Raw genomic sequence first — 24,057 nt, forward strand, 5'->3', positions numbered from 1 at the left:
CGGGCACGCACCGGACTCCGTCGCGCGCATGACTTCGCAGACCACGACTCTCAAGCCGCGCGTGGCGGTGATCGGTGCCGGTTCCTGGGGCACCGCGCTGGCGGCGCTGATCGCCCGGCACGGTCACCCGACCGTGCTGTGGGGCCGCGACGGCGACGTCGCCGCGGCCATCGACGGCCGCCACGAAAACCCGCGCTACCTGCCGGGCATCGCCCTGCCGGACGCGCTGCGCGCCACCACCGATCTGGCGGCGGCGCTGGCCGGCGCCGATCTGGTGCTGGTGGTGACGCCCTCGCACGCCTTCGCCGAAACCCTGCGCGCGCTGGCCCCGCATCGGCCCGCGCACGCCGGCGTGGCCTGGGCGACCAAGGGCTTCGAGCCCGGCAGCGGCCGTTTCCTGCACGAAGTCGCCGAGGAAGTGCTCGGCGCCGGCGTGCCGTTGGCGGTCGTCACCGGCCCCTCGTTCGCCAAGGAAGTCGCGCAAGGCCTGCCGACCGCGCTGACCGTGCATTCCGACGACGCGGACTTCGCCCAGTCGGTCGCCGATGCGCTGCACGGCCCGGCGTTCCGCGCCTACACCGGCGACGACATGCTCGGCGCCGAACTCGGCGGCGCGATGAAGAACGTGCTCGCGGTCGCCACCGGCGTCGCCGACGGCATGCAGCTCGGCCTCAACGCCCGCGCCGGCCTGATCACCCGCGGCCTCAACGAAATGCTGCGCCTCAACCAGGCCATCGGCGGCCAGCCCGAAACCCTGATGGGCCTGGCCGGCCTCGGCGACCTGGTGCTGACCTGCACCGGCGACCTGTCGCGCAACCGCCGCCTGGGCCTGGCCCTGGGCCGCGGCCAGTCGATCGAGGACGCGGTGCGCGAGATCGGCCAGGTGGTCGAATCGGTGCAGACCGCCGACGAAGTCATGCGCCAGGCCGAGCGCCACCGCATCGAACTGCCGATCTCCAGCGCCGTGCGCGAAGTGCTGCACGGCCGCATCACCCCGTCCGACGGCCTGCGCCAGCTGCTCGCGCGCGAGCAGAAGCCCGAGTACCCGAACGACCTGTTCGGCTGATCGCGCCGCGCGCGCCGGCGGCGCGCGCTGTTTTCCCGCAACCCGATCCGCGCGCGCCGCCAGGCCGCGCGTCGGTCGCGCGCGCGCAATCCGCGCAGCGTCGCGGCGAACGGGCAAAAAAAGAGCCCGACCTTGCGGCCGGGCTCCATCGCGACTTTTCGGGGGAGAGAGAGAATTCGCGATTGTTGCTGGAGTACCGTCGGAGCGCTTTCTTAGAAGCTGAAGCGCGGACCGATGAAGTATTCCTTCTCGCCGCCGTCGATGAACTTGGCGTCGGCGGTGATGCCCCAGTTGTTGTTGAACTTCACCAGGGTGCCCACGCGGGCGTAGAACTTGCTGTCGTACTTGTCGGCCGAGCTGCCGTACGAACGGGTGTTGTCGAAGTCCTGGTAACCGGCGAAGGCATAGCCTTCCCAGTTCGGGGTCAGCGTGCCGCGCACGCCGGCTTCGACGAAACCGCCCTTGAACTTGTCCGAGAAACCGCTGAAGTCGTACTTGTTCTGCTCGTAGGCGATGCGGGTGACGAGGTCGACGCGCTTGCTCAGCTCATGGTTGTAGCCCACGCCGATGTTCCAGCGGTCCAGATCGGTGCTCGGAATGCGGATGGTGCCGATGCTGCTGATGAAGCTGCGCGAATCGGTCTCCTGCTTGCTGTAGCTGCCGAAGACGTGGAAGTTCGGGTGGAACGCGTACGAACCGGCGATGGTCCAGCCATCGGAATCGGCGAACTTGTTCTTGGCGTCGATCTTGGCGTAGCCGGCTTCGACGTAGTTGTAGGAGACGCCTTCGGCGGCCGAAGCGGCGAACGGCAGCGCAGCGGCGAGGGTCAGGGCAAGCAATGCACGCTTCATAAAGGTCTTAGCCTCTTATTGGTCTTATTCCGTTTCCACGCGCCTCGGGGTAAGGCGTCCGTGTGGATCGGTGTGCGCAGTATCGTCATCGCGCTTCAATCGCACCTGAATTTTTCTGAGTTTTTTATAGGAACTAAACGTTCTGTTTACGGTACTTGGACATCGGTCTAGGCCTGAAGTCACGGTTTTTAAGGGGATTTTCAGCATCGCAACGCACGAGCCTTGCTAGAGGCTGAACATTCGCGCGCACGATCGGCAAACAGGCGCAGCGCAAGAAACGGATGGCGCGGCGTCGCGCGCATCGCCAGCATGACGTTCGTCATACGCATGCGCCGCAGGACGCTCAATCCCATGATCGCCGACGCTTGGATTTCGCAAACAGCGCCCGAAACCGCCGCGCCGGACGCGCGCGAACGCCTGCATCGCCGCATCGACGGCTACGACTGGAGCGCGCTCGGCGCCGCGCTCGACGAACGCGGCTGGGCGCTGCTGCCGAAGCTGCTCAGCGCGAGCCAATGCGCGGCGCTGGCGGACGCTTACGACGACGAGCCGCGCTACCGCAGCCGCATCGTCATGCAGCGCCACGGCTTCGGCCGCGGCGAATACCGTTACTTCGGCTATCCGCTGCCGCCGATGGTGCAGGCGTTGCGCGAAGGCCTGTACCCGCCTCTGGCGCGGATCGCCGAGCGTTGGCGCGCGGCGCTGGGCGAAGACGGCGGGTATCCGGATTCGTTGCAGGCGTTCGTGGCGCGCTGCCATGCCGCCGGCCAGACGCGACCGACGCCGTTGCTGTTGCGCTACGGCGAGGGCGACTACAACTGCCTGCACCAGGACGTCTACGGCGAGCATGTGTTTCCGCTGCAAACCGCGATCTTGCTGTCGCAGCCCGGGCGCGACTTCGAAGGCGGCGAGTTCGTGCTGACCGAACAGCGTCCGCGCATGCAGTCGCGCGCGCAGGTGGTGCCGCTGCGGCAAGGCGATGCGGTGGCGTTCGCGGTGCGCCACCGGCCGCAGCGCGGCGCGCGCGGGTTCTACCGGGTCAACCTGCGCCATGGCGTGAGCGCGTTGCGCGCGGGCACGCGGCATACGCTGGGCGTGATCTTCCACGACGCGCAGTGAGCGGCCGGCGCCGCGACGGCGGTGCGGCTCACCCGCGTCATCTGCGAAAACGTCGCACGCCCTGCGCTGTTAGCGCCCGCGGCAAACGCGACGGCGCGCGCATCGCGGCCACAGCGCTGTTGCATCCGTGCATCGCCGGTCGCTGACCGCCCCGCCGTAGCGGCGGCGTTGGCTCCTAAGTCGCCGCTGCGCGAACGGCGCGCCGCACCGCGGCGCGATCCGAGGACGAGTCGATCACAAGGAGCCCGCCATGCCGCTGCAAGACCAATCTTTCGTGCGCCGCGAACTCGATTTCCCCGGCGCCTTGCGCCAGGGCGCCAGCGGCGCGGCGGTGAAGCGGGTGCAGGAGTGGCTGGGCTATCACGACAGCGGCACGCCGATCGACGGCAAGTTCGGCCCCGGGACCGACCGCGCCTTGCAGGGCTTCGCCGCGCGCAAGCGCATCGCCTATGCCGGCGAAGTCGGGCCGACGCTGTGGGCGGCGCTGACCGAGCCGCTGGCGCGCGTTGTCGGCGCGAGCGCCAACGCGCCGGCGAACAAGCCGTATCCGCAGTTGGTGCGCTGGTTCGCCGAGCAGCATCTGCTCGCGCATCCGGTCGAACTCGGCGGCGCCAATCGCGGGCCGTGGGTGCGGTTCTACATGAAGGGCAGCGAGGGCGAGAGCATGCTGTGGTGCGCGGGGTTCGTCAGCACGGTGTTGCGCCAGGCGGCCGAGCATGCGGGGCGGGCGATGCCGATCGCCGGCAGCTTCGGCTGCGACGAACTGGCGGCGCAGGCCAAGGCCGGCGGGCGTTTCCTCGCCGCGCGCGCGCTCGCCGGCGCGCCGGGCTTCGCCGCGCTCGGCGCTTGCGGCGTGTTCCTGGTGCGCAAGAGCGCCAGCGACTGGATCCACACCGGCTTCGCCTTCGACGGCAACGCCGACAGCTTCCTCAGCATCGAGGGCAATACCGACCACAAGGGCTCGGCCAACGGGTTCGAGGTCGCGCGCCGCGCGCGCAAGACCGCGGCCTGCGATTTCATCCGCCTGGGCTGAGTCCGGCCGGCCCGGCCCGGCGCGTGTGGGCCGGGCCCTCCACGGCCGGTCCATCGGCGACGAATCCGCCCAGCACCGCCTGCGGCCTTGGCGCCGCACCGGACGAATCCCCCCTCTGCCGTATTGACGCCCCCGCGACTCCCGCTTACCTTGTGTCGGAAATGAAATGATATATCGTTTCATTTCACACTTTCGGTGCAGCAGGGGTCGCAGTGAACACAGGCAGTCGGGGAAGCCGCGCGGCAGCGGCAGGCGGAACACCACAACGACGCGGCGGGGCGGTCGCGCCCGGCGCCGGGCCGCGCTGGCTCGCGGGCGCGGTCCTGAGCGCGTTGGCGCTGCCGTCCGCCTTCGCCCAGACCGCGCCGGCCGAAAGCGCCGGCGGCGCCACGCCCAAGCTGCTCGACAAGGTCACCGTCGAAGGCGCGTCCGCCGCGCCGTGGGACCGGCCCGCGCCGACCGCCTCGCGCCTGGGCCTGAGCGGGCGCGAGACGCCGGCCGCGGTGACGACGCTGACCCAGGAACAGATCCAGGCCCGCGGCCTGCGCGGCAGCGTCGAGACGCTCAACGCCGCGCCGGGCGTGTTGGCCGGGCAGTTGCCGTCGTCGCCGGGCACGGCCTCGATGCGCGGCTTCAGCGGCGGCGCGATCGCGCTGCTGTACGACGGCGTGCGCCAGAGCACCGCGCCGCTGGTCACCCGCGACTTCGACAGTTGGAGCTTCGAGCGCATCGAAGTGCTCAAGGGCCCGGCCTCGGTGCTGTACGGCGAAGGCGCGCTGGCCGGCGCGATCAATCTGGTGCCCAAGCGCCCGGACTTCGACGGCCGCGCGTTCTCCGGCCTGATCGGCGTCGGCAGCTTCGGCGGCCGCCGCTACGCGGTGGATTTCAACGAACCGGTCGGCGAGCGCCTGGCCTTGCGCGCGATCGCCAGCCGCCGCAGCGGCGACGGCTACGTCGACGGCACCGCCAGCGAGTCCACCTCGGCCACCGTGGCCGCGCGCTGGCGGCCGAGCGACGCGATCGAGGTCGATGTCGCGCTGGATCATTTCGAAGACGACTACGACACGGCGTACTGGGGCACGCCGCTGCTTCCCGCCGCGCTCGCGCGCGACCCCAGCTCGCTGGTGCGCAGCGCCGACGGGCGCGTGCTCGACCGTTCGCTGCGCCGGCGCAACTACAACGTCGACAACGGTCTGCAGGATTCGCGCGGCGACTGGCTGCGCACGCGGGTGGGTTGGCAGATCGGCGACGGCCTGCGCTTCAGCAACGAGTTCAGCTACTACGACGCCAAGCGCCGCTGGTGGAATTCGGAAACCTACGCGTTCAACCCGCGCAGCGGCCTGCTCGACCGCGGCACCACCCGGATCGAGCACGATCAACGCTTCTGGGTCGAGCGCGCGACGCTGTCGGCCGACAGCGAGTTGGGCGGACGCCGCAACCGCGCCGCGGTCGGCATGGAAATCAGCAACGGCGACTTCGCGGTGATGCGCCGCTTCGGCACCACCGCGCCCGTCGATCCGTTCGCGCCGCAGCGCGGTTCGGTCAGCTTCGCCGACACCGCGGCGAACTTCCCCGGCGCCGGCAACCGCGTCGATTTCGATTCGCGCACCCGGGTGTACTCGCTGTTCGCCGAAGACGCCTACAACCTCAGCGAACGCTGGTTGCTGCTGGCCGGCCTGCGTTACGACCGGATCGAGCTGGAACGCCGCATCGACGACCGCAACACCGGCGCGCGCACGCGCTTCGAACGCACTTACGAACCGCTGTCGTGGCGGCTGGGCACGGTCTACGATCTGGCGCCGGCGACCCAGCTGTACGCGCAGTACAGCACCGCGGTGGCGCCGGTCGGCAGCCTGCCGCTGCTGTCGCTGGCGAACTCGCGCTTCGAACTGACCCACGGGCGTTCGGCCGAGGCCGGGATCAAGAGCAGCGTGTGGGACGGCCGCGTCGATCTGGGCGCGAGCGCGTACTGGATCGAGCAGGACGACATCGTCACCCGCGATCCGCGCAACGCCAATCTGTCGGTGCAAGGCGGCACCCAGTCGTCGCGCGGGATCGAACTGACCGCGGCGGCGGCGCTGACCCGCGCCTTGCGCATCGACGCCAGCGTGGCCGCGTTGAACGCGCGCTTCGACAAACTGCGCGAGGCCGGCGGCGCCGACCGCGCCGGCAACGTACCGCCGAACGTGCCCGAGCGTATCGCGCAAGTGCATGCGAGCTACCGCTTCGACGCGCTGCCGCTGACCGTCGGCGCCGGCGCGCGCTACGTCGGGCCGTGGTACGCCGACAACGCCAACCGCCTGCGCGTCGCCGGCCGCACGGTCTGGGACGCCAGCGTCGCCTACCGGTTGCCGTTCGGCGAGATCGCGCTGTACGGGCGCAACCTCGGCGATGCGCTGTACGCCGACTGGACCGGCGGCGCCGCCGACCAATTCGTGCTCGGCGCGCCGCGCAGCGTCGAGCTGACCTTGAGGGTGAACCTATGAGCCTGCTCGAGAGCAGCACCGACGCGCTGCGCCTGGACGGCGTGCGCAAGGACTTCGGCGACCGCCACGCCCTGCAGTCGCTGACGCTCGGCATCGCGCCGGGCGAGGTGTACGCGCTGCTCGGTCCCAACGGCGCCGGCAAGACCACCACCTTGAACCTGATCCTCGGGTTCCTGGACCCGGACGGCGGCCGCATCGAGGTCGCCGGCATCGACGTGGGCCGCGACCGACTCGGCGCGCGCGCCAGGATCGCGTATCTGCCGGAAACGGTGATGCTGCATCCGCAGCTCGACGCGATCGAGAACCTGAGCTATTTCGCCTTGCTCGGCGGCCGCCGCATCGACGCGCGCCAGGCGCGCGCGCTGCTGGCCGAGGCCGGTTTGCAGGAGGAAGCGCATACCCGCCGCGCCGGCGGTTTTTCCAAGGGCATGCGGCAGAAAGTCGGCCTCGCCATCGCCCTGGCCAAGGACGCGCAGTTGCTGCTGCTCGACGAACCGACCTCGGGCCTGGACGCCAGCGCCGCCAACGATCTGTCGCACGGCATGCGCGCTGCGTCGCGGCGCGGCGTGGCGGTGCTGATGGCGACCCACGATCTGTACCGGGTCAAGGACGTGGCCCATCGCCTCGGCATCCTGCGCGCGGGCCGGTTGTTGACCGAGCGCCGCACCAGCGAACTGTCGGCCTCGCAGATCGAAGCGCTGTACTTGCAGGAACTCGACGCGGCCGGCGCGGCCGCGACCGGAGCGGCCGCCGCATGAGCGCGTCGCTGACCGCGTACGAATGGACCCTGCTGCGCCGCGACCGCCGCGCCTGGTGGGCGTTGCTGGCGCTGGCCGCGCTGGTGTTGCTGGCGTTTTCGTTCGACCTGGCGACGGTGGCGTCGGGCAATGCGGCCAAGGCGCAGGCCGCAAAGGCCGAGCGCGCGCGCTGGCTGGGGCAGGGCGCGAAGGATCCGCATTCGGCCGCGCACTACAGCATCTTCGCGTTCAAGCCGGCGCCGCTGTTGGCGGCGCTGGACCCGGGCGCGCAGCCCTTCGTCGGCCAGACCGTGTGGCTGGAAGCGCACGTGCAGAACGACATGCTGTACCGGCCGCAGGGCGATGCGTCGGCGTTGCAGCGCGCGGGGCTGGCCAGTCCGGCCAGCCTGTTGATCGCGTTCGCGCCGCTGGTGGCGTTCCTGCTGGCGTTCACCGCGGTGGCGATGGACCGCGAGCGCGGCACCTTGCGCCTGGCGCTCGGCGCGGCGCTGCGTCCGCGCGCGATCGTCGCCGCCAAGGCGCTGGCGATCTGGTCGGCGCTGCTGCTTGCGTTGCTCGCACCGGTCACCGTCGCGGCGGCCGTCGCCAGCGCCGCGCTGGGCGGACTGAGCGCGGACGTGGCCTTGCGCCTGGCGCTGTGGGCGGCGGCGATGGCGGTGTACCTGGGCGTGCTGACCGCGCTCGGCGTGGCGGCGTGCTTGCTGACGCGCAGCGTGCGCGGCGCGCTGGCGCTGTTGTTCGGGCTGTGGATCGCGCTGGCGCTGGCCTTGCCGCGTTGGGCCAGCGGCGCGGTCGAAGCCGCGGTGCCGTTGCCGTCGAGCCAACAGGTCAAGCAACAGCTGCAGGACGAAGCGCCGTCGTTCTGGACCGCCGAGGAAGCCAAGAAGCACCGCAGCGCCTTGCTCGCGCGCTACGGCGCCAAGGACGTCGGCGAGATGCGCGTGGACGCGCGCGGCGCCGAGCTGGATCTGAGCGAGCGCCATTCGCACGAAGTCTTCGACCGCGTGCTCGGCGGTTTCTACGACCGCGTCGCGGCGCAGGACCGCGCCTTCGCCGCCTGGGGCTGGGCGAGCCCGGCGACCGCGATGCAGAGCCTGTCGCCGCTGCTGGCCGGCAGCGATTTCGGCCACCACCGGCGCTTCATCGATGCCGCCGAGCACTACCGGCGCGCGCTGGTCAACCGCATGAACGAGGACGTGATGGCGCATCCGCTCAATGGCGCGCAGCCGCGCCATACCAACGACGAACGCCTGTGGGCGCAGGTGCCGCAGTTCGAAGCGCCGATGCCGGCGCTGGCGGCGAACTGGCGCAACGCCGCGCCCGCGCTGTCCGGCTTGCTCGCCTGGGCGGCGTTGGCCGCGGGCTTGCTGGCGCTGGCCGCGCGCAGGCTGCGGCCATGAGCGCGCGCAGCGACCACGCCGGCGCGATCGCGTTGCCGGCCGCGCGCAGCGCCGGTTTCGCCGAGCTGTTGCGTTGGGAACTCGGCCATATCGGCCGCAGCCGTCTGTTGTGGACCGTGATCGGTCTGCTGTTCGCGGCGATGCTGTGGGGCGCGCACAGCGGCGCCGCGCTGCATCGCGGCCAGGACCGGGCGATCGAGCGCAGCCGCGCCAGCGATCTGGACTGGACCCGGCAGATCCTCGAGCGCGCGCGCCGTTACGCGGAACCGGCGGCCGAACCGGTGCCGTACTGGCAGGACCCGACCGACGTGGCCGGTTTCAGCCGTTATTTCCTGCGCGCCCACAGCTACAAGCCGAACCTGCCGCTGTCGCCGCTGGCGGTCGGCGGCAGCGATCTGATGCCGACGCGGCTGCCGGTGAAGCTGGAAACGCCGTTCGGGATCGAGCCGGCCTACGATTTCGAGAATCCGCGCGCGCTCGGCCTGGGCCGGTTCGATCTCGGCTACGTGCTGGTGTATCTGCTGCCGGTCGCGGCGATCGTGCTGATCGGCTTGCTCGCCACGTTCGAGCGCGACCACGGCATGCTGCGGCTGATCGCCGCGCAACGGGTCGGGCCGCGCGCCTGGCTCGGCGCGCGCATCGCCGCGATCTTCCTCTGGCTGGCGCCGGCGGCGCTGTTGAGCATGTTGATCGCATTGTTCTCGGCCGGCGCCGACCTCGGCGCCGCCGTTCCCGAATTGATCGCGTCGGCGGCACTGGTGGTGGCCTACCTGGGGTTCTGGGCCGCGCTGGGATTCGTCGTGGTGTCCGCGTGGCCCGGCGCCGCCGGCGCGATCAGCCTGATGAGCGCGGTGTGGGCGGTGCTGGCGATCGGCCTGCCGCTGCTCGGCAGCGGGGTCGCCGCGCGCCTGGGCGACGCGCCCACGCCGATCGCTTACGTGGACGCGCAGCGCCGCGCCAACGACGCCATCGGCGTCGAACGCGATGCGCTGCTCGCGCGCGACTTCCGCGCCCGCGCCGACCTGGCCGGTTCGCTCGACAAGATCGGCAGCCTGGACTACGCCACGCGACTGAGCTTCCTGGCGCCGGAACTGGAGCGCCGCCTGCAACCGCTGCGCGACCGCCAGGACAGCGCGCACAGCGCGCGCGAGCGGCTGTCGCAGTGGGCCGGCTACGCGGCGCCGCCGCTGGGCATGGAGCAGGCGCTGGCGCGTCTGGCCGGCACCGACGCCGAGCGCCATCGCCGTTTCGAACGCCAGACCGCGGCGTACCAGAAGCGATTGCGCGAGTGGTTCTATCCGCGCATGCAGCGCCAGATCGCGGCGCCGACGCCGCGGCCGCGCGCGGACAGCTACGGGCGCATGAACTTCCTGGAGTTCGATGCGATCCCGGCGTACGTCTGGAGCGAAGCGCCGGCGTGGTCGCGGGTGGCCGGCGCGCTGCCGATGGCGCTGTGGCTGACGCTGCTGGCGGCGGGCCTGAGCGGCTGGGCGCTGCGGCGCCTGCGGCAATGGCCGGCGGAGTTGTGAGCGTGCGCGCGCACTCCCGCACGCCGTCGGCTCGGGCCGGCGCATCGAACTGGAGCGTCGGCTTCGCGCTCATGGTCTGCGCCGCGGCCGCGCAGGCGCAGCGCGCCGGCGACAACGCGGTGACCGCGGCCGAGGACGCGTTCGGCGCGACCTTGGGCAACGAAACCATCGGCTTGTACAGCGCCAAGCAGGTGCGCGGCTTCTCGCCGGTGGACGCCGGCAACGTGCGCATGGACGGCGTCTACTTCGATCGCCAGGGCACGGTGCCGCCGGCGCTGGTGGAAGGTTCGAGCATCCGGGTCGGCCCGTCGGCGCTGAACTATCCGTTCCCGGCGCCGACCGGGATCGTCGACTATCGGCTGAAGAAGGCCGGCGACGAACGCGTGCTCAGCGTGCTGGCGGCGCTCAACGCCTACGGCGCGCCGGCGCTGGAGTTCGACGCGCGCCTGCCGCTGGTCGAGGGACGTTTCGGCATCGCCGCCAACCTGGCGTTGGCGCGCGAGGAGTATTACGACGGCGCCGACGCGCGCTATGTGCGCGCCGGCTTCGTGCCGCGCTGGCGGCCGAACGACTGGATCGAGATCCTGCCGTTCTGGAGCATCTCGCGCGGCCGCGACGAGGAAGTGGCGCCGACCATCCTGACCGCGGGCCCGTACCGGCCGCCGAAGATCGAGCGCCGCCGCCACTTCGGCCAGAGCTGGAGCGACAACGAATACGACAGCCGCAATTTCGGCGTGCTGGCCAAGGCGCGCATCGGTGCGGACTGGGCCTTCGCCGGCGGCGTGGTGCGTTCGGTCAACAACCAGCCGCAAGGCTTCGCCGAACTGTTTTCCGACACCACGCCCGATGGCCTGACCCGCGAGCGCGTGGTCGCCGATCCGCGCCAGCGTTATGCGTCCACCAGCGGCGAGTTGCGGCTCAGCCGCAGCTTCCGCGAGGGCCCGCGCCTGCACGTGCTGCATGCGGCGGTGCGCGGGCGCGGCGTGGACAGCGAGTACGGCGGTTCGGCGCCGGCGATCGATTACGGCTGGCGGCCGCTCGGCGAACCGCGTCCGCAGCCGCGGCCGGACGGTTTCGACTTCGGACCGCTGACCCACGACCGGGTCGAGCAATGGACCGCGGGCCTGGCCTACGAGGGCCGCTGGCGCGAGGTCGGCGAGTGGAATCTCGGCGTGCAGCGCAGCCGTTACCGCAAGCGCATCGAGCAGCCCGGCGCGGCGACGGCGCTGAGCCGCGACGATCCCTGGCTGCCGAGCGCGAGCGTGTCGCTGCAACTGAGTCCGCGGCTGGCGCTGTACGCCGGCCACACCCGCGGCCTGGAGGAGAGCGGCATCGCGCCGGACGATGCGGCCAACCGCAATCAGGCGCTGCCGGCGATCCGCACCCGCCAGACCGATGCGGGGCTGCGCTGGAAGCTCGGCGACGACCTGAAGCTGGTCGCCGGCGCGTTCGACGTGCGCAAGCCGTATTTCGCCACCGACGAGCGCAACGTGTTCGGGCCGCTGGCCGAAGTGCGCCATCGCGGCATCGAGCTGAGTTTGAGCGGCAAGCCCGGCGACCGCTGGACCGTGGTCGCCGGCGCGGTGCTGATGCGCCCGCGCGTCAGCGGCGAGGCGGTGCGGCTGGGGCGGGTCGGCGACCGTCCCATCGGCCAGACCGAGCAATTGCTGCGCGCCGACCTGGAGTACCGCCCGCCGTGGCTGTCGGGCTGGTCGTTCGATGCGTCGATGAGCCGCTACGGCGAACGCGTGGCTTCGCGCGACGGGCGCAACGTGGTGCCGGCCTACGCGCTGGTCGACCTCGGCGCGCGCTATCGCTTCCGCCTCGGCGAGGCGCCGGCGAGCCTGCGCCTGCTGGTGGCCAACGTCGGCGACACCTTCACCTGGAACATCTACGGCAACAACAGTTTCGGCCTCATCGACGGACGCCGCTACGTGGCGCAGCTGACGGTGGATTTCGGCGGTTGATCTCGCGCTCGGGGAGATGCGCATGCTGCAACGCTACCAATCGAAACAAGCCGCCGCGTCCGACGATCCGGCCGCCGCCGCCGCATGGGCGCCGGAGGCGACGCCGCGCGCGGCCTGCAGCGGCGTTTGCCACGGCACCCTGGGCGAGCTGTGGCAGGGGCCGTGCGAACAGCACGGGGAACTGCATATCGGCCTGATCTCGCTGCCGGTGCGGCGCTACAGCTGGATGCATTTCCTGCCCGGCGAGGACGGCGACATCGAGCGCGATCTCGACGGCAAGGACAAGTGCCGGCGCGCGATAGAGGCTTATCTGCATCTGCACGGCAAGACCCTGCCGCCCGGGCGGTTCGTGCACGACAGCGAACTGCCGACCGGAAAGGGCATGGCCAGTTCCACCGCCGACCTGGTCGCGACGGTGCGCTGCCTGGACCGGCTGTTCGGCGCGACCACGCCGCTGGCCGCGCTGACCGCGCTGCTGCGCGGCATCGAGCGCTCCGACAGCGTGTTCCTCGACCGTTATGCGCTGTACCTGAGCGGACGCCAGCAGGTCCTGCAGACCTTCGCCGACGCGCCGCGCCTGCACGCCTGCTACATCGACGAAGGCGGCACGGTGGAAACCGAGAAGCTGGCCGAGCCGCTGTTGCAGCACTACCGGCGCCACCAGGCCTCGTACCGGGCGCATCTGGAACTCGCGCTGGACGCGTTCGGGCGCGGCGACGCGGCGGCGATCTGCGAAGTCGCCACGCGCAGCGCGCAGCTGGCGCAGTGGGTGACGCCGAAGCCGCACCTGGACATCCTGCTGCGCCACCGCCGCGAGCTCGGCGCCGACGGCGTGGTGGTCGCGCACACCGGCAGCCTGATCGGCTATCTGTTCGCGCAGCGTCCCGACCCCGCGCGCCTGGGCGAGCTGTCGGCGTTCTTCGCCGGCCTCGGCCGGCAGTGCCGGCTGATCGAGGCCGGGCCATGAGCGCGCCCGTGCACGCGCACATCGCCGATGCGATCAAGGCGCCCGATCTGGTCCGGCTCGGGCCGAACCTGTACGTCGCCCGGTTCGAAACCATGAAGGTGTATTCGACCCTGGTCGCGGTCGAACGCCTGCTCGCCAGCGGCCGCATCGCGCCCGGGGCGACGCTGATGGACAGCTCCAGCGGCATCTACGCGTACGCGCTGGCGCTGGCGTGCCACAAGTTCGGGCTCAAGTGCCGCATCGTCGGCTCCAAGACCGTGGACAAGACGCTGATGGTGCAGTTGCGCATCCTCGGCGCCACGGTCGAGCAGGTCGAGCCGCAGGCCACGCTCAAGCTCGACCAGAGCCTGCGGGTGGCGCGCATCCACGAGCTGATGGCGGCCGATCCGAACCTGCACTGGATGCAGCAGTACCACGACGACATCCATTACTGCGGTTACGAACCCGTCGCCGAACTGATCGCCGACGGCGTGCGCGGCGCGCCGCTGAGCCTGGTCGGCGGGGTCGGCTCGGGCTGCTCCACCGGCGGGCTGGCCTGCGCCTTGCGCGCGCATGCCGGCGAGGTCGAACTGATCGGCGTGCAGCCGTTCGGCAGCATGACCTTCGGCTGCGAGCACATCGAAGACCCCGGCATCATCATCGCCGGCATCGGCAGTTCGATCCCGTTCCGCAACGTGCGCCATGCGCTGTACGACCAGGTGCACTGGGTTTCGTTCGACTACGGCCTGTCCGGCGCGGTGGCGTTGCTGCGCGAGCACGCGCTGTTCGCCGGCCTGTCCAGCGGCTGCTGCCATCTGGTCGCGCGGCGCGAAGCGCTGCTGCATCCCGAGCGCAACGTGGTGTTCCTCGCCGCCGACACCGGCCATCGCTACGTCGATGGCGTGTTCGCGCGCTACGACGAGGCGCTGGCGCTGGACGCGCTCGCGCCCAAACACGTCGAGCGGCTCGACCAGCTGGAACTGCCGTGGTCGGCGATGCGCTGGGAGCGCGCCGCGTTCGATCCGCTGGCCGCGCGCGCATCCGTTTCTCCGGCCGCGGCGCAGGCCGCGGCCGCACATTGAATTCCTTACTCCGGAGCATCGCCTCATGGCGCACCTGTTGATGATCGAAAGCTGGGTCGGCGGCACCGGCCGGATCTTTCCGCCGGCCATCGCCCGGCTCGGCCACCGCTACACCTTCGTCACCCGCAACCGCGGCCACTACCAGGACCCGCGTTCGCGCGAGATCCATCCGGTGATCGAGCACGCCGACAACGTGCTGAGCTTCGACACCAACGACGTGCCGGCCCTGGTCGAGTTCCTGCGCGCCCAGCACGAGGTGCTGGAGTTCGACGGCGTGGTGACGATCTGCGACTACTACATCGGCACCGTGGCCGAAGTGGCGCAGGCGCTGAACCTGCCGCAGGCGTTCTCCGACAACGTGGTGATGGAGCGGCGCAAGGATCTGGTGCGCGAGGCGATCGAGCGCGCGTTCCTGCCGAATCCGAAATTCGCCGTGACCGGCGAGTGGGAGCAGGTCAGGCGCGAGGCCGAGCGCATCGGCTATCCGCTGGTCGTCAAGCCGACCGACCTGGCATCCAGCGCCTTCGTCAAGTTGGTGCGCGACGAAGACCAACTGCGCGAATCCTTCGACGCGCTGGCGGCGTTCCCGCGCAACTTCCGCGAGCAGGAGCGGGTGCCGCTGCTGTTGCTGGAGGAGTTCATGGACGGCGAGGAAGTCAGCGTCGAGGCCTGCACGTATCGCGGCAGCACCACGGTGATCGGCATCACCGACAAGAGCCTCACCGGGTTTCCATACTTCATCGAGGACGGCCACATGTTCCCGGCGCGGCTCGACCCGGCGCTGGCGCAACAAGTCGAAGCGCTGGTGCGCGGCGCGCTGGCCGCGGTCGGCCACGATCACGGGCTCAGCCATACCGAGGTCAAGCTGACGTCGAAGGGGCCGCGCATCGTCGAGATCAATCCGCGCCCGGGCGGCAACTACATCGCCGAGCTGATCCAGCGGGTGACCGGCATCGACCTGCTCGATGCGCAGATCGAACTGGCGCTGGGCCGCGAGCCGGACCTGCGCCGGCGCGACACCGGCGTCGCCAGCGCCGCGATCAAGTTCCTGGTGCCGCCGCGCAGCGGGCGCGTGCTCGCGCTCGACGGCGCCGCGGCGCTCGACAAGGATCCGAACGTGGCGCGCTGGAGCCTAGCGGCGGTCGCCGACAGCGAGGTGTCGGCGCCGATCGACAACGCCTGCTACCTCGGCCATGTCGTCGCCAGCGACGCCTACGGCCTGGACGCGCGCGCGCACGCCGAGCGCGCGGTCGCCGGCCTGCGCCTGCGCTACGCCGACGAAGCCGTCGCGCCGGCCGCCTGAGTCCGCGCAGCGCCGCTTCGCACCGATCCCGCCCTTTCGAACGAGTACCCGCATGCATCCGTCCATTCCCCGCACCGTCGCCGACCTCACCGATGCCGTCCTGCGCGGCGAGCACGGCCCCGATCCCGCCGCGTTGCACGCGGTCGGCGCGTTCTGGGTCCGCCAGAGCACCCAGTTTCCCGGCACCGACACCAAGTACCGCAACTACTACCTGGTGCTGCGCGCCGAGTCGGCGTTCGGCGGCTGCTGCCTGGAGCGCGATCAGCTCGAGTCGGCGATCGCCGAGGACTTGTCCGGGCGCAGCCTCGCCGAACTGCTGCGCGACGAGCGCACGCCGGTGCGGGTGGCCGCGCTCGACGCCTATCTCGCCCTGGCGTATCCGCATCGCGAGCAAGCCCAGGCGCACACCCTGCTGTTGCCGCACGGCACGCCGCTGGAGCGGGCGCGCGCTCGCGACGCGGCCATCGCCGGTCTGCTCGACATCCGGCCGGGCATGCGGGTCGCGCTGATCGGCGTGGTCAATCCGCTGGTCGAGGCGATCCGCGCGCGCGGCGGCGTCTGCCTGCCCTGCGATTTCAACCTGCGCGTGACCTCCGACGGCACCGAGGTCGCGACCGACATGGAGCAGGTATTGGCCGCCGCCGACATGGTCATCGCCACCGGCATGACCCTGAGCAACGGCTCGTTCGACCGCATCGTCGAGGTCGCGCGCGAACGCGGCGTCGGCCTGGTGGTGTACGCGCAGACCGGCAGCGCGATCGTGCCGCGCTTCCTCGGCCACGGCGTCGCCGCGGTGTCGGCCGAGCCGTTCCCGTTCTCGCAGTTCAGCGCCGATCCGACCCCGATCCATCTGTACCGCGCCGTATCGCTCGGCGCGCGCGAGGCGGCTTGAGCCGGGTACGCGAATGAACGCCGCTGCCGTCGCCGCTGCCGCGACCCATGGCCTGGACGAGCCCGCGCGCAAGCGCGCGCTGACCGGTCTGCTGGTCTACACCTTCTTCATGGTGGCCGGCTTCGCCATGCTGATGCCGCTGGTGGCCGTGCACTACGTCGACGGCGTCGGCATGGCCGCGGCCGCGGTCGGGCTGGCGCTGGCGGTGCGGCAGTTGCTGCAGCAAGGGCTGGCGCTGCTCGGCGGAATGCTGTCGGACCGCTTCGGCGCGCGGCGCATGATCTGCCTCGGCGTGCTGCTGCGCGCCGCCGGTTTCGCCAGCCTCGCTTTCGCCGCCGACCTGCCGGCGCTGCTGTGGGCGATGGCGCTGTCGGCGCTGGGCGGGGCGATGTTCGAAGCGCCGTACCAGGCCAGCATCGCCGCGCTGACCGACGCGCAATCGCGGCCGCGCTATTACGCGATCAGCAACTGGGTCAGCGGCGTGGCCACCACGCTCGGCCCGCTGCTCGGCGTGGCCTTGCTGCGCTTCGATTTCCGCATCGTGTGCCTGGCCGCGGCGGTGTGTTTCGCGCTGAATTTCGTCATCGCGCTGAAGCTGCTGCCGAAGTTCGAGATGCCGCCGCAACCGCCGCCGCTGCGCCACGGCCTGGGCCTGGTGCGCGGCAACCGCGCGTTCCTGGTCCTGGTCGGCTGGCTGATGCTGTATTGGTTCCTGGCGGTGCAGATCAACATCAGTTTCCCGCTGCTGGCGCAGAAACTCGCCGGCGACGCCGACGGCGTCGGCGCGATGTTTGCGCTCAGCGCCGGCATCACCGTCGCCCTGCAATACGGGCTGGTGCGCTGGCTGGAGCGGCGCCTGAGCGCGGCGCAGGTGCTGGTGCTCGGGGTGAGTCTGATGGCGCTGTCGACCGGCGCGATCGCGTTCGCCGGGTCGTATCCGGCCTTGCTGGCCTGCGTCGCCGGCTACGCGGTCGGCGCGGTGATGACCCGGCCGACCCAGCAGACCCTGATCGCCGGCCTCGCCGATGCGCGCGCATTGGGCACCTTCCTCGGCGTGAGTTCGTTGAGCCTCGCCGTCGGCGGCGGCCTCGGCAACATCGCCGGCGGCTGGCTGATGGACGTGGCCGCGGCCAGCGCGCGGCCGTGGCTGCCGTGGACGACGTTCTGCGCGGTCGGGCTGCTCAGCGCGCTCGGCCTGCATCTGGCGCTGCGCGGGCGCGCGGCGCCGGCGTAGCGCAACCGTCTTCCTTCCCCGTCGCTTCAGTTGCCCTCTCCCGGACTCCGGCAAAAGGAGAGGGCTTTTTTTTGGCGATCACTGCGGGATCGCGGCGATCGCCTCGAACCGCTCGCGCAGAAACTCGCGCAACCGCTGCACCAGCGGGCTCAGCAAGCGCCGGTCGGGGCACACCAGATTCAACGGCGCCGGTTCGCCGCGCCAGTCGCGGCACAGCACGCGCAGTTGCCCGGCCCGCACTTCCTGCGAGATGTCGAGCCAGGACTTGAACGCGATGCCGTGCCCGGCCATCGCCCATCGCTTGACCGCGTGGCCGTCGTCGCTGACGCGGTCGCCGCGCACGCGCAGGTCGCGCGTCTGTTCGCCGCGGGTCAGCCGCCAGCGGTCCTGGGTTTCGCCGCGGATCAGCATGCGCAGGCAGTTGCGTTCGGCCAGCTCGTCCGGATCGGCCGGTTCGCCGTGGCGTTGCAGATACTGCGGCGAGGCGCACAGCACGCGGCGGTTGTCGGCGCGCAGCGGCAGCGCGATCAGGCTCGAATCCGGCGGCGGGCCGTAGCGCAGGGCGACGTCGACCGGCTGGCGGTAGACGTCGGCGAAATGGTCGGACAGGTTGGCGCGCAGCTGCACCTGCGGATGCGCGGCGAGGAACTCGTCGAGCCATGGCAGCACCAGGCTGCGGCCGAGGTCCGACGGCATCGACAGTTGCAGGCTGCCGCGCAGCGTCGCCTGTTCGCCGCGCAACGCCTGCTCGCCTTCGTCGATCGCGCGCAGCGCTTCGCGCGCGTGCTGGAGGAAGCGCTCGCCCTCGTGGGTCAGGCGCAGGCTGCGGGTCGAGCGCACGAACAATTGCGCGTGCAGTTCCGCTTCCAGGCGCTTGAGCGTGGCGCTGGCCGCGGCCGGGCTGATGTCGAGCGCGCGCGCGGCGGCCGACAGGCTGCCGGCATCGGCGGCGCGGACGAACAGGACGAGGTCGGCGAAGGCCTTCATTTTCAACGCCCGGTTGAAACAGAACCGGCTTATGCCCGGTTTTTGCCGCGCCGGCAAGGCGTCAGCCTGAGCTCCCCGCGTTTCCGGCCCCGGCCATGCCCGCCATCGACCCTCCCGCAGCGCCGCAGTGGCGCTTCGATCACCTCAATCTGCACGGCCACGCCGACGGCGCCGCACTGGCGGGTCTGTTCGGCGAAGTGATGGGGCTGCGTCCGGGCTACCGGCCGCCGTTCCCGTTTCCGGGGCAGTGGCTGTACCGCGGCGACGAGGCCTGGCTGCATCTGGTGCAGCCGCCGTCGCCGCGCGACGAACGCTTGCGCGTGGGTCACATCGCGTTCCGCACCGACGAGCCGGCCGCGGCGCTGATCCAGCGCGTGCGCGCGGCGGGCCTGCAACACGAGGTCGCGGTGGTGCCCGAGCGCGGCGAAGTGCAGGTGTTCGTGCCGCTGCCCGGCGGGCTGGTGATCGAACTCGACGCCGCGGCCGACCCGGCGTTGGCCGGCGACGGCGTCTACCGCAGCGCGCTCGCGCGGCAGCGCGTCTGAAGTCTTCCCAACGCGGCGCGGATCGCGCGCCGCTCACTCCCGATCCGAGGATCCGTTCCGATGAAGTTTCCCTCCCGCTCCCTGCTCGCCGCCGCCGCGTTGTGCGCCGCTCTCGGCGCCGCCGCGCACGCCGAAACCTTGAAACAAGACAAGCGTCTGCAAGTGGTCGCCGTGTCCGATGTGCGCCCCGGCAATGTCGCCGTCGCGCCCGACGGCCGCGTGTTCGCGACCTTCCATCCGCTCGGCGCCAGCAAGCTGCAACTGGCCGAAGTCGTCGACGGAAAGCTGCGGCCGTATCCCGACATGAGCGTGCAGAACGACGGCGCCGCGGCCACGGACACGACGCTCGACACCCCGCTGGGCATCAGCGTCGACCGCAAGAACCGCCTGTGGGTCGTCGACATGGGCCTCAAGCTCGGCAAGACCCGGCTGTGGTCGTTCGACCTGGCCACCGGCAAGCTCGCGCGCAAGTACGAACTGCCGGCGCAGATCGCGCCGAAGGGCAGCTTCGTCCAGGACTTCGCCATCGACGAGGCGCGCGGCTGGGCGTATCTGGCCGATATCGCCGACCCGGGCATCATCGCGCTGAATCTCGACAGCGGCGCCGCGCGCCGGTTCGGCGGCCACGCCGCGCTGCGCGCCGAAGACGTCGACATGAAGATCGACGGGCGGGTGGTGAATTTCGGCGGCAAGCCGGCGCGCGTGGGCATCAATCCGATCACTTTGTCGGCCGACCGCGAGACCCTGTACTTCGGCGCGATGAACGGCACCACCTGGTACCGCCTGCCGGCGCGGCTGTTGCGCGAAGGCGCCGACGACGCGGCGGTGGCCGCGGCGATCGCGCCGGCCGGGCCGAAGCCGATCAGCGACGGCGTCGCCACCGACGCCGCCGGCACGCATTGGTTCACCGACCTGCAACGCCACGCCATCGTCCGTCTCGGCCGCGACGGCAAGCTGCGCGACGCGTTGCGCGATCCGCGCCTGCAATGGCCGGACAATCTCGCGCTCGGCGCGGACGGCTGGATGTATCTGTCGGTCAATCAGCTCGACCGCACCCCGAGCTTCACCGGCGGCGCCGACAGCGGCCGTCCGCCGTATTACCTCTACCGCTTCCGCGCGCGTTGAGCCGGACAGGAGACGCCGCGATGAGCGATGAATCCCACGACGCGACACCGGCCTCGCCGCCGCGCCGGCGCTTCGTGCGCGACGCCGCGCTCGGCCTCGCCGCCGCCGCGGCCGCGGGCGGCGCGGCCGCCAGCGGCGCGCATGCCGCGCACGCGGCCGGCTGGGCGTCCGCGCCGCGCGTGCGCGGCGGCGATGCCGACGGCGAGCATTGGCCCGAGCACGCGCGCCTGGTGTTGTCGATCTCGATGCAGTTCGAGGCCGGCGGCGAGCCCGAGCGCGGCGCCGACAGTCCGTTTCCCGACAACCTGCCGGCCGGCTTGCCCGATCTGGCCGCGCGCACGTGGTTCCAGTACGGCTATCGCGAAGGCGTTCCGCGCCTGCTCGACCTGTGGGACAAGCACGGCCTCAAGGTCACCTCGCACATGGTCGGCGCGGCGGTGCTGAAATCGCCGGAGCTGGCGCGCGAGATCGTGCGCCGCGGCCACGAAGCCGCCGCGCATGGCATGGACTGGCGCTCGCAGGCCGGTATGAGCCGCGAGCAAGAGACGCGTTTCGTGCGCGACGGCATGGACGCGGTGGAGCGCATCACCGGCCAGCGCCCGCGCGGCTACAACTGCAACTGGCTGCGGCGCAGTCCGCATACGCTGTCGGTGCTGCGCGAGCTGGGCTTGGTCTACCACATCGACGATCTCAGCCGCGACGAACCCTTCATCGTGCCCGTGGACGGCGGCGACTTCGTGGTCGTGCCGTACACCTTGCACTGCAACGACATCGTGCTGATCGAGGGCCGCCATTTCTCCAGCCGCCAGTTCTGCGAGCAGCTCAAGGACGAGTTCGACCAGCTCTACGCCGAAGGCGCGACGCGCCGGCGGGTGATGTCGATCAGCACCCACGACCGCATCGGCGGCCGGCCCGCGGTGGTGCGCGCGCTCGACGAGTTCCTGAGTTACGCCCTGGCCCAGCCCGGCGTGGTCGGCGCACGCAAGGACGCGCTGGCGCGCTGGACCTTGGCCGATCGAAACAGCCGGCGCGAGCCGGCGGCGACCTGATCTTCCATTGGAGTTTGGCCATGAGCGAATTGTTGTTCGAACCGGCGCGTCTGGGCTCGCAGCTGCTGACCAACCGCATGGTGATGTCGCCGATGACCCGCGCCCGCAGCGCCCAGCCCGGCAACGTGCCGACGCCGGCGATGGCGCGCTACTACGCCCAGCGCGCCGGCGCCGGCCTGATCGTCAGCGAAGCCACCCAGGTGTCGCCGCAAGGGCAGGGCTACAGCTTCACTCCGGGCATCCACAGCGACGAACAGATCGCCGGCTGGCGGCAGGTGACCGGCGCGGTGCATGCCGCCGGCGGGCGCATGTTCCTGCAGCTGTGGCATGTGGGGCGGATGTCGCACGAGAGTTTCCACGGCGGCGAACGGCCGGTCGCGCCGTCGGCGCTGTCGCCGGAGGCGAAGGTGTGGATCGTGCGCGACGGCGTCGGCGGCCTGGTCGATTGCCCGGTGCCGCGCGCGCTGCGGCGCGAGGAGATCGCCGGCATCGTCGAGCAGTTCCGCCGCGGCGCCGCCAACGCCATCGCCGCCGGCTTCGACGGCGTCGAGATCCACGCCGCCAACGGCTATCTGATCGATCAGTTCCTGCGCACTACGTCCAACCGGCGCGACGACGACTACGGCGGTTCGATCGGCAACCGGGTGCGTTTCCTCGAGGAAGTGACGCGCGCGGTCGCCGGCGAGGTCGGCGCGGACCGCACCGGCATCCGGCTGGCGCCGTACATCACCGCGCGCAACATGAACTGCCCGCAGATCATCGCCGCGATCCTGGAAGCGGCGCGGCGCCTGCAGGACATCGGCGTGGCCTATCTGCATCTGTCCGAAGCCGATTGGGACGATGCGCCGCACGTGCCCGATTCGTTCCGCCACGAACTGCGCGCGATCTATTCCGGCGGGCTGATCGTCGCCGGCCGCTACGACCGCGAACGCGGCGAACGCATCCTGCGCCAGGGGCTCGCGGATCTGGTCGCGTTCGGCCGGCCGTTCATCGCCAATCCCGACCTGCCGCAGCGCTACGCCCACGACTGGCCGCTGGCGGCGTTCGACCCGGCGACATTGTTCGGCGGCGACGAGCGCGGCTACACCACGTATCCGGCCTATTCGGCCTGAGCCGCGGATCCGCCTGCGGTTACGGCGCGGTGGCGCGTTCCAGCGCCATCAGCGTCGCCAGCGCGTCCTCGCGCGATTCGCCGCACATCGAAGGTTGCGGCTGCAACGAGCCGCAGAAACGCGGGCGCTCGGGTTTTCCGAACAAGCGGCAGCGCAGTTCGTCGTCGAGTTGAACGCAGGGAATGCCGGCCGGTTTGCCGTGCGGCATGCCGGGAATCGGCGAGGCGATCGACGGGGCGATGCAGCAGGCGCCGCAGCGGTCGCGGCAGGGCATCGCCGCGCGCTCAGGTCTGCGGCGGCGCCGGCCGCTTGGCCAGCACCGCGGCGATCAACAGGCCGGTGGCGGTCAGCGACAGCAGGATGTGGACGCCGCCGACCACGGATTGGCCGAGGCCGGCCGTGCTCGCGCTCATGCCGGACGCCATCATCTTGTACATCCAGGCTTGCCCGGCCAGCCCCAGCAACATGCTGAGGATCTGCAGCGAGAACGCGGCGACCGCATAGACCGCGCCGACGCCGATGCGGCGCTTCCACGACAGGCACAGGGTCACGCCGACGGCGCAGGCGATCAGGTTCGGCGCGGACATCGCCGCTTGCATGCCCAGTGCGGGCAGCCAGTCTTCGAAGGTCATGCAGGGCTCCTTGCCGGAACGCGCGCGGCGCGGCGCGCGCAGAAATCGATAGTCGCGAGCGCAGTCAATCCGCGGTCACCAGAGTGCCCGCGCCCTGGCGCAGCAGGTCGTAGACCGGATCGGTCTCGGGGCGGCGGCGGTGCCAGCGCTCGAAACTCTCGGCGGCCTGTTCGACCAGCATGCCGAGGCCGTCGATGCGGTCGTGCGCGCCGGCGACCTTGGCCCAGGCCAGGAACGGGATCGCCGCTTCGCCGTAGCTCAGGTCCACCGCCGCGGTGCGCGGCGTGGCCAGGCTCATCGGCAGGCTCGGGAATTCGTGTTCGCGCGCGGCCGAGGTGGCGTTGACGATCAGATCGAAGTTGCCGAGGTTGCCGACGTCGCTGAGGTAGCGCGGATGCACCCGGCCCGGTTGGCCGAGCGTGTCGGCCAGCGCATCGGCGCGTTCGCCGGTGCGGTTGACGATGAACAGGTCGCCGATGCCGGCGTCGAGCAAGGCCGGCGCCACGCCGCGCGCGGCGCCGCCGGCGCCGATCAGCAGGCTGCGGCGTTCGCGCAGGTCCAGGCCGTGGCGTTCGGTGAGGTCGCGGATCAGGCCGACGCCGTCGGTGTTGTCGCCTTCCCAGCCGGTGGCGCTGCGGATCAGGGTATTGACCGCGCCGGAACGGCGGGCGCGCTCGCTCAGGTGGGTGCAGATGCTGGCCGCGCGGGTCTTCAGCGGCAGGGTGATGTTGGCGCCGAGGCCGCTTTCGGCGGCGAATTCGGCCAGGGCCACGTCGAAGCGCTCCGGCGCGGCGTCGACCGCCACGTACTCCAGCGCGATCCCGAACTGGCGCGCGAACGCCGCGTGGATGCGCGGCGACAGCGAATGCGCGACCGGATGGCCGAACACCGCATAGCGCAGGACCGGGCTGGACGAGCTGGAATCGATCGACATGACGCGC

At 71.1% G+C, this 24,057-nt stretch carries 22 protein-coding genes; 17 read left to right on the plus strand and 5 right to left on the minus strand.

The features are described from left to right. The first annotated feature begins 28 nt into the window (after window positions 1–28). On the plus strand, window positions 29–1,066 hold the full coding sequence (locus JHW38_RS18105; RefSeq protein WP_207522711.1) for an NAD(P)H-dependent glycerol-3-phosphate dehydrogenase: 1,038 nt from the start codon (window positions 29–31) through the stop codon (window positions 1,064–1,066). Window positions 1,067–1,278: 212 nt separating this feature from the next. Here JHW38_RS18105 and JHW38_RS18110 read toward each other — a convergent pair whose 3' ends face one another. Continuing rightward, window positions 1,279–1,917 carry a diffusible signal factor-reguated Ax21 faimly protein gene (locus JHW38_RS18110; RefSeq protein WP_207522712.1) on the minus strand — a complete coding sequence of 213 codons (639 nt, stop codon included), beginning with the start codon at window positions 1,915–1,917 and terminating at the stop codon, window positions 1,279–1,281. A gap of 351 nt (window positions 1,918–2,268) precedes the next feature. On the opposite strand from JHW38_RS18110, the gene JHW38_RS18115 reads away from it, so the two are divergent. The 12 genes from JHW38_RS18115 to JHW38_RS18170 all read left to right on the plus strand — a co-directional run bounded on the left by JHW38_RS18115 (window position 2,269) and on the right by JHW38_RS18170 (window position 17,666). Continuing rightward, entirely contained in the window at window positions 2,269–3,036 is a 768-nt protein-coding gene (locus JHW38_RS18115) for a 2OG-Fe(II) oxygenase (RefSeq protein ID WP_207522713.1), read from the plus strand. Window positions 3,037–3,286: 250 nt separating this feature from the next. After that, a complete protein-coding gene (locus JHW38_RS18120; protein WP_207522714.1) occupies window positions 3,287–4,069 on the plus strand; it encodes a peptidoglycan-binding domain-containing protein in 783 nt (260 codons plus the stop codon). A 332-nt stretch (window positions 4,070–4,401) separates the two neighbouring features. Then, window positions 4,402–6,555: a TonB-dependent receptor gene (locus JHW38_RS18125; RefSeq protein WP_207522715.1), complete on the plus strand. Its 2,154-nt coding sequence runs from the start codon at window positions 4,402–4,404 to the stop codon at window positions 6,553–6,555. After that, on the plus strand, window positions 6,552–7,313 hold the full coding sequence (locus JHW38_RS18130) for an ABC transporter ATP-binding protein (protein ID WP_207522716.1): 762 nt from the start codon (window positions 6,552–6,554) through the stop codon (window positions 7,311–7,313). Before JHW38_RS18125 ends, JHW38_RS18130 begins: the two co-directional genes overlap by 4 nt. Then, the gene (locus JHW38_RS18135) at window positions 7,310–8,713 is read left to right on the plus strand and encodes an ABC transporter permease subunit (protein WP_207522717.1); all 1,404 of its coding nucleotides are present in this window, start codon (window positions 7,310–7,312) and stop codon (window positions 8,711–8,713) included. The genes JHW38_RS18130 and JHW38_RS18135 overlap by 4 nt, the downstream gene beginning before the upstream one ends. Further along, on the plus strand, window positions 8,710–10,242 hold the full coding sequence (locus JHW38_RS18140) for a DUF3526 domain-containing protein (protein ID WP_207522718.1): 1,533 nt from the start codon (window positions 8,710–8,712) through the stop codon (window positions 10,240–10,242). The genes JHW38_RS18135 and JHW38_RS18140 overlap by 4 nt, the downstream gene beginning before the upstream one ends. A gap of 2 nt (window positions 10,243–10,244) precedes the next feature. After that, window positions 10,245–12,209: a TonB-dependent receptor domain-containing protein gene (locus tag JHW38_RS18145; RefSeq protein ID WP_207522719.1), complete on the plus strand. Its 1,965-nt coding sequence runs from the start codon at window positions 10,245–10,247 to the stop codon at window positions 12,207–12,209. A gap of 22 nt (window positions 12,210–12,231) precedes the next feature. Then, the gene (locus JHW38_RS18150) at window positions 12,232–13,176 is read left to right on the plus strand and encodes a hypothetical protein (protein WP_207522720.1); all 945 of its coding nucleotides are present in this window, start codon (window positions 12,232–12,234) and stop codon (window positions 13,174–13,176) included. Next, window positions 13,173–14,237, plus strand: a complete 1,065-nt coding sequence (locus JHW38_RS18155) for a pyridoxal-phosphate dependent enzyme (RefSeq protein ID WP_207522721.1) — start codon at window positions 13,173–13,175, stop codon at window positions 14,235–14,237. Before JHW38_RS18150 ends, JHW38_RS18155 begins: the two co-directional genes overlap by 4 nt. 25 nt (window positions 14,238–14,262) lie before the next feature. Continuing rightward, complete coding sequence (locus JHW38_RS18160) at window positions 14,263–15,540, plus strand: ATP-grasp domain-containing protein (protein ID WP_207522722.1); 1,278 nt, start codon at window positions 14,263–14,265, stop codon at window positions 15,538–15,540. 52 nt (window positions 15,541–15,592) lie between these two features. Further along, the gene (locus tag JHW38_RS18165) at window positions 15,593–16,432 is read left to right on the plus strand and encodes a Rossmann-like domain-containing protein (RefSeq protein ID WP_207522723.1); all 840 of its coding nucleotides are present in this window, start codon (window positions 15,593–15,595) and stop codon (window positions 16,430–16,432) included. Between the two features lie 13 nt (window positions 16,433–16,445). Next, window positions 16,446–17,666: an MFS transporter gene (locus JHW38_RS18170; protein ID WP_207522724.1), complete on the plus strand. Its 1,221-nt coding sequence runs from the start codon at window positions 16,446–16,448 to the stop codon at window positions 17,664–17,666. Between the two features lie 78 nt (window positions 17,667–17,744). On the opposite strand, the gene JHW38_RS18175 is transcribed toward JHW38_RS18170, so the two are convergent. Continuing rightward, window positions 17,745–18,653, minus strand: a complete 909-nt coding sequence (locus tag JHW38_RS18175) for a LysR family transcriptional regulator (protein ID WP_242690978.1) — start codon at window positions 18,651–18,653, stop codon at window positions 17,745–17,747. A 95-nt stretch (window positions 18,654–18,748) separates the two neighbouring features. Here JHW38_RS18175 and JHW38_RS18180 point away from each other — a divergent pair, with 95 nt between their 5' ends. From JHW38_RS18180 to JHW38_RS18195, 4 genes are read left to right on the plus strand one after another with little or no spacing between them, the layout of a single operon-like run. Further along, window positions 18,749–19,198 (plus strand): hypothetical protein, encoded by a 450-nt coding sequence (locus JHW38_RS18180; protein WP_207522726.1) that lies wholly within the window; start codon window positions 18,749–18,751, stop codon window positions 19,196–19,198. Window positions 19,199–19,258: 60 nt separating this feature from the next. After that, a complete protein-coding gene (locus JHW38_RS18185) occupies window positions 19,259–20,323 on the plus strand; it encodes an L-dopachrome tautomerase-related protein (protein WP_207522727.1) in 1,065 nt (354 codons plus the stop codon). Between the two features lie 20 nt (window positions 20,324–20,343). After that, window positions 20,344–21,372, plus strand: a complete 1,029-nt coding sequence (locus tag JHW38_RS18190; protein WP_242690979.1) for a polysaccharide deacetylase family protein — start codon at window positions 20,344–20,346, stop codon at window positions 21,370–21,372. Between the two features lie 29 nt (window positions 21,373–21,401). Next, complete coding sequence (locus JHW38_RS18195; protein ID WP_278249822.1) at window positions 21,402–22,484, plus strand: alkene reductase; 1,083 nt, start codon at window positions 21,402–21,404, stop codon at window positions 22,482–22,484. A 19-nt stretch (window positions 22,485–22,503) separates the two neighbouring features. Here JHW38_RS18195 and JHW38_RS18200 read toward each other — a convergent pair whose 3' ends face one another. The 3 genes from JHW38_RS18200 to aroE form a co-directional block, all read right to left on the minus strand. Next, complete coding sequence (locus JHW38_RS18200) at window positions 22,504–22,758, minus strand: YkgJ family cysteine cluster protein (RefSeq protein ID WP_207522729.1); 255 nt, start codon at window positions 22,756–22,758, stop codon at window positions 22,504–22,506. Window positions 22,759–22,768: 10 nt separating this feature from the next. Continuing rightward, on the minus strand, window positions 22,769–23,116 hold the full coding sequence (locus tag JHW38_RS18205; RefSeq protein ID WP_207522730.1) for a hypothetical protein: 348 nt from the start codon (window positions 23,114–23,116) through the stop codon (window positions 22,769–22,771). 64 nt (window positions 23,117–23,180) lie between these two features. Beyond that, the gene (gene aroE / locus JHW38_RS18210; RefSeq protein WP_207522731.1) at window positions 23,181–24,050 is read right to left on the minus strand and encodes a shikimate dehydrogenase; all 870 of its coding nucleotides are present in this window, start codon (window positions 24,048–24,050) and stop codon (window positions 23,181–23,183) included. Between the last annotated feature and the right edge of the window lie 7 nt (window positions 24,051–24,057).

It is taken from the genome of Lysobacter enzymogenes, from assembly GCF_017355525.1.
GTDB lineage: Bacteria > Pseudomonadota > Gammaproteobacteria > Xanthomonadales > Xanthomonadaceae > Lysobacter > Lysobacter enzymogenes_C.

Excerpts from the sequence above, each read along its gene's own strand:
- JHW38_RS18150 (WP_207522720.1), top strand. The coding sequence starts at position 12,232 with ATGCTGCAACGCTACCAATCGAAACAAGCCGCCGCGTCCGACGATCCG.
- JHW38_RS18170 (WP_207522724.1), top strand. The coding sequence starts at position 16,446 with ATGAACGCCGCTGCCGTCGCCGCTGCCGCGACCCATGGCCTGGACGAG.
- JHW38_RS18115 (WP_207522713.1), top strand. The coding sequence starts at position 2,269 with ATGATCGCCGACGCTTGGATTTCGCAAACAGCGCCCGAAACCGCCGCG.
- JHW38_RS18105 (WP_207522711.1), top strand. The coding sequence starts at position 29 with ATGACTTCGCAGACCACGACTCTCAAGCCGCGCGTGGCGGTGATCGGT.
- JHW38_RS18120 (WP_207522714.1), top strand. The coding sequence starts at position 3,287 with ATGCCGCTGCAAGACCAATCTTTCGTGCGCCGCGAACTCGATTTCCCC.
- JHW38_RS18140 (WP_207522718.1), top strand. The coding sequence starts at position 8,710 with ATGAGCGCGCGCAGCGACCACGCCGGCGCGATCGCGTTGCCGGCCGCG.
- aroE (WP_207522731.1), bottom strand. The coding sequence starts at position 24,050 with ATGTCGATCGATTCCAGCTCGTCCAGCCCGGTCCTGCGCTATGCGGTG.
- JHW38_RS18175 (WP_242690978.1), bottom strand. The coding sequence starts at position 18,653 with ATGAAGGCCTTCGCCGACCTCGTCCTGTTCGTCCGCGCCGCCGATGCC.
- JHW38_RS18200 (WP_207522729.1), bottom strand. The coding sequence starts at position 22,758 with ATGCCCTGCCGCGACCGCTGCGGCGCCTGCTGCATCGCCCCGTCGATC.
- JHW38_RS18205 (WP_207522730.1), bottom strand. The coding sequence starts at position 23,116 with ATGACCTTCGAAGACTGGCTGCCCGCACTGGGCATGCAAGCGGCGATG.
- JHW38_RS18165 (WP_207522723.1), top strand. The coding sequence starts at position 15,593 with ATGCATCCGTCCATTCCCCGCACCGTCGCCGACCTCACCGATGCCGTC.
- JHW38_RS18180 (WP_207522726.1), top strand. The coding sequence starts at position 18,749 with ATGCCCGCCATCGACCCTCCCGCAGCGCCGCAGTGGCGCTTCGATCAC.
- JHW38_RS18190 (WP_242690979.1), top strand. The coding sequence starts at position 20,344 with ATGAGCGATGAATCCCACGACGCGACACCGGCCTCGCCGCCGCGCCGG.
- JHW38_RS18135 (WP_207522717.1), top strand. The coding sequence starts at position 7,310 with ATGAGCGCGTCGCTGACCGCGTACGAATGGACCCTGCTGCGCCGCGAC.
- JHW38_RS18110 (WP_207522712.1), bottom strand. The coding sequence starts at position 1,917 with ATGAAGCGTGCATTGCTTGCCCTGACCCTCGCCGCTGCGCTGCCGTTC.
- JHW38_RS18160 (WP_207522722.1), top strand. The coding sequence starts at position 14,263 with ATGGCGCACCTGTTGATGATCGAAAGCTGGGTCGGCGGCACCGGCCGG.
- JHW38_RS18130 (WP_207522716.1), top strand. The coding sequence starts at position 6,552 with ATGAGCCTGCTCGAGAGCAGCACCGACGCGCTGCGCCTGGACGGCGTG.
- JHW38_RS18185 (WP_207522727.1), top strand. The coding sequence starts at position 19,259 with ATGAAGTTTCCCTCCCGCTCCCTGCTCGCCGCCGCCGCGTTGTGCGCC.
- JHW38_RS18155 (WP_207522721.1), top strand. The coding sequence starts at position 13,173 with ATGAGCGCGCCCGTGCACGCGCACATCGCCGATGCGATCAAGGCGCCC.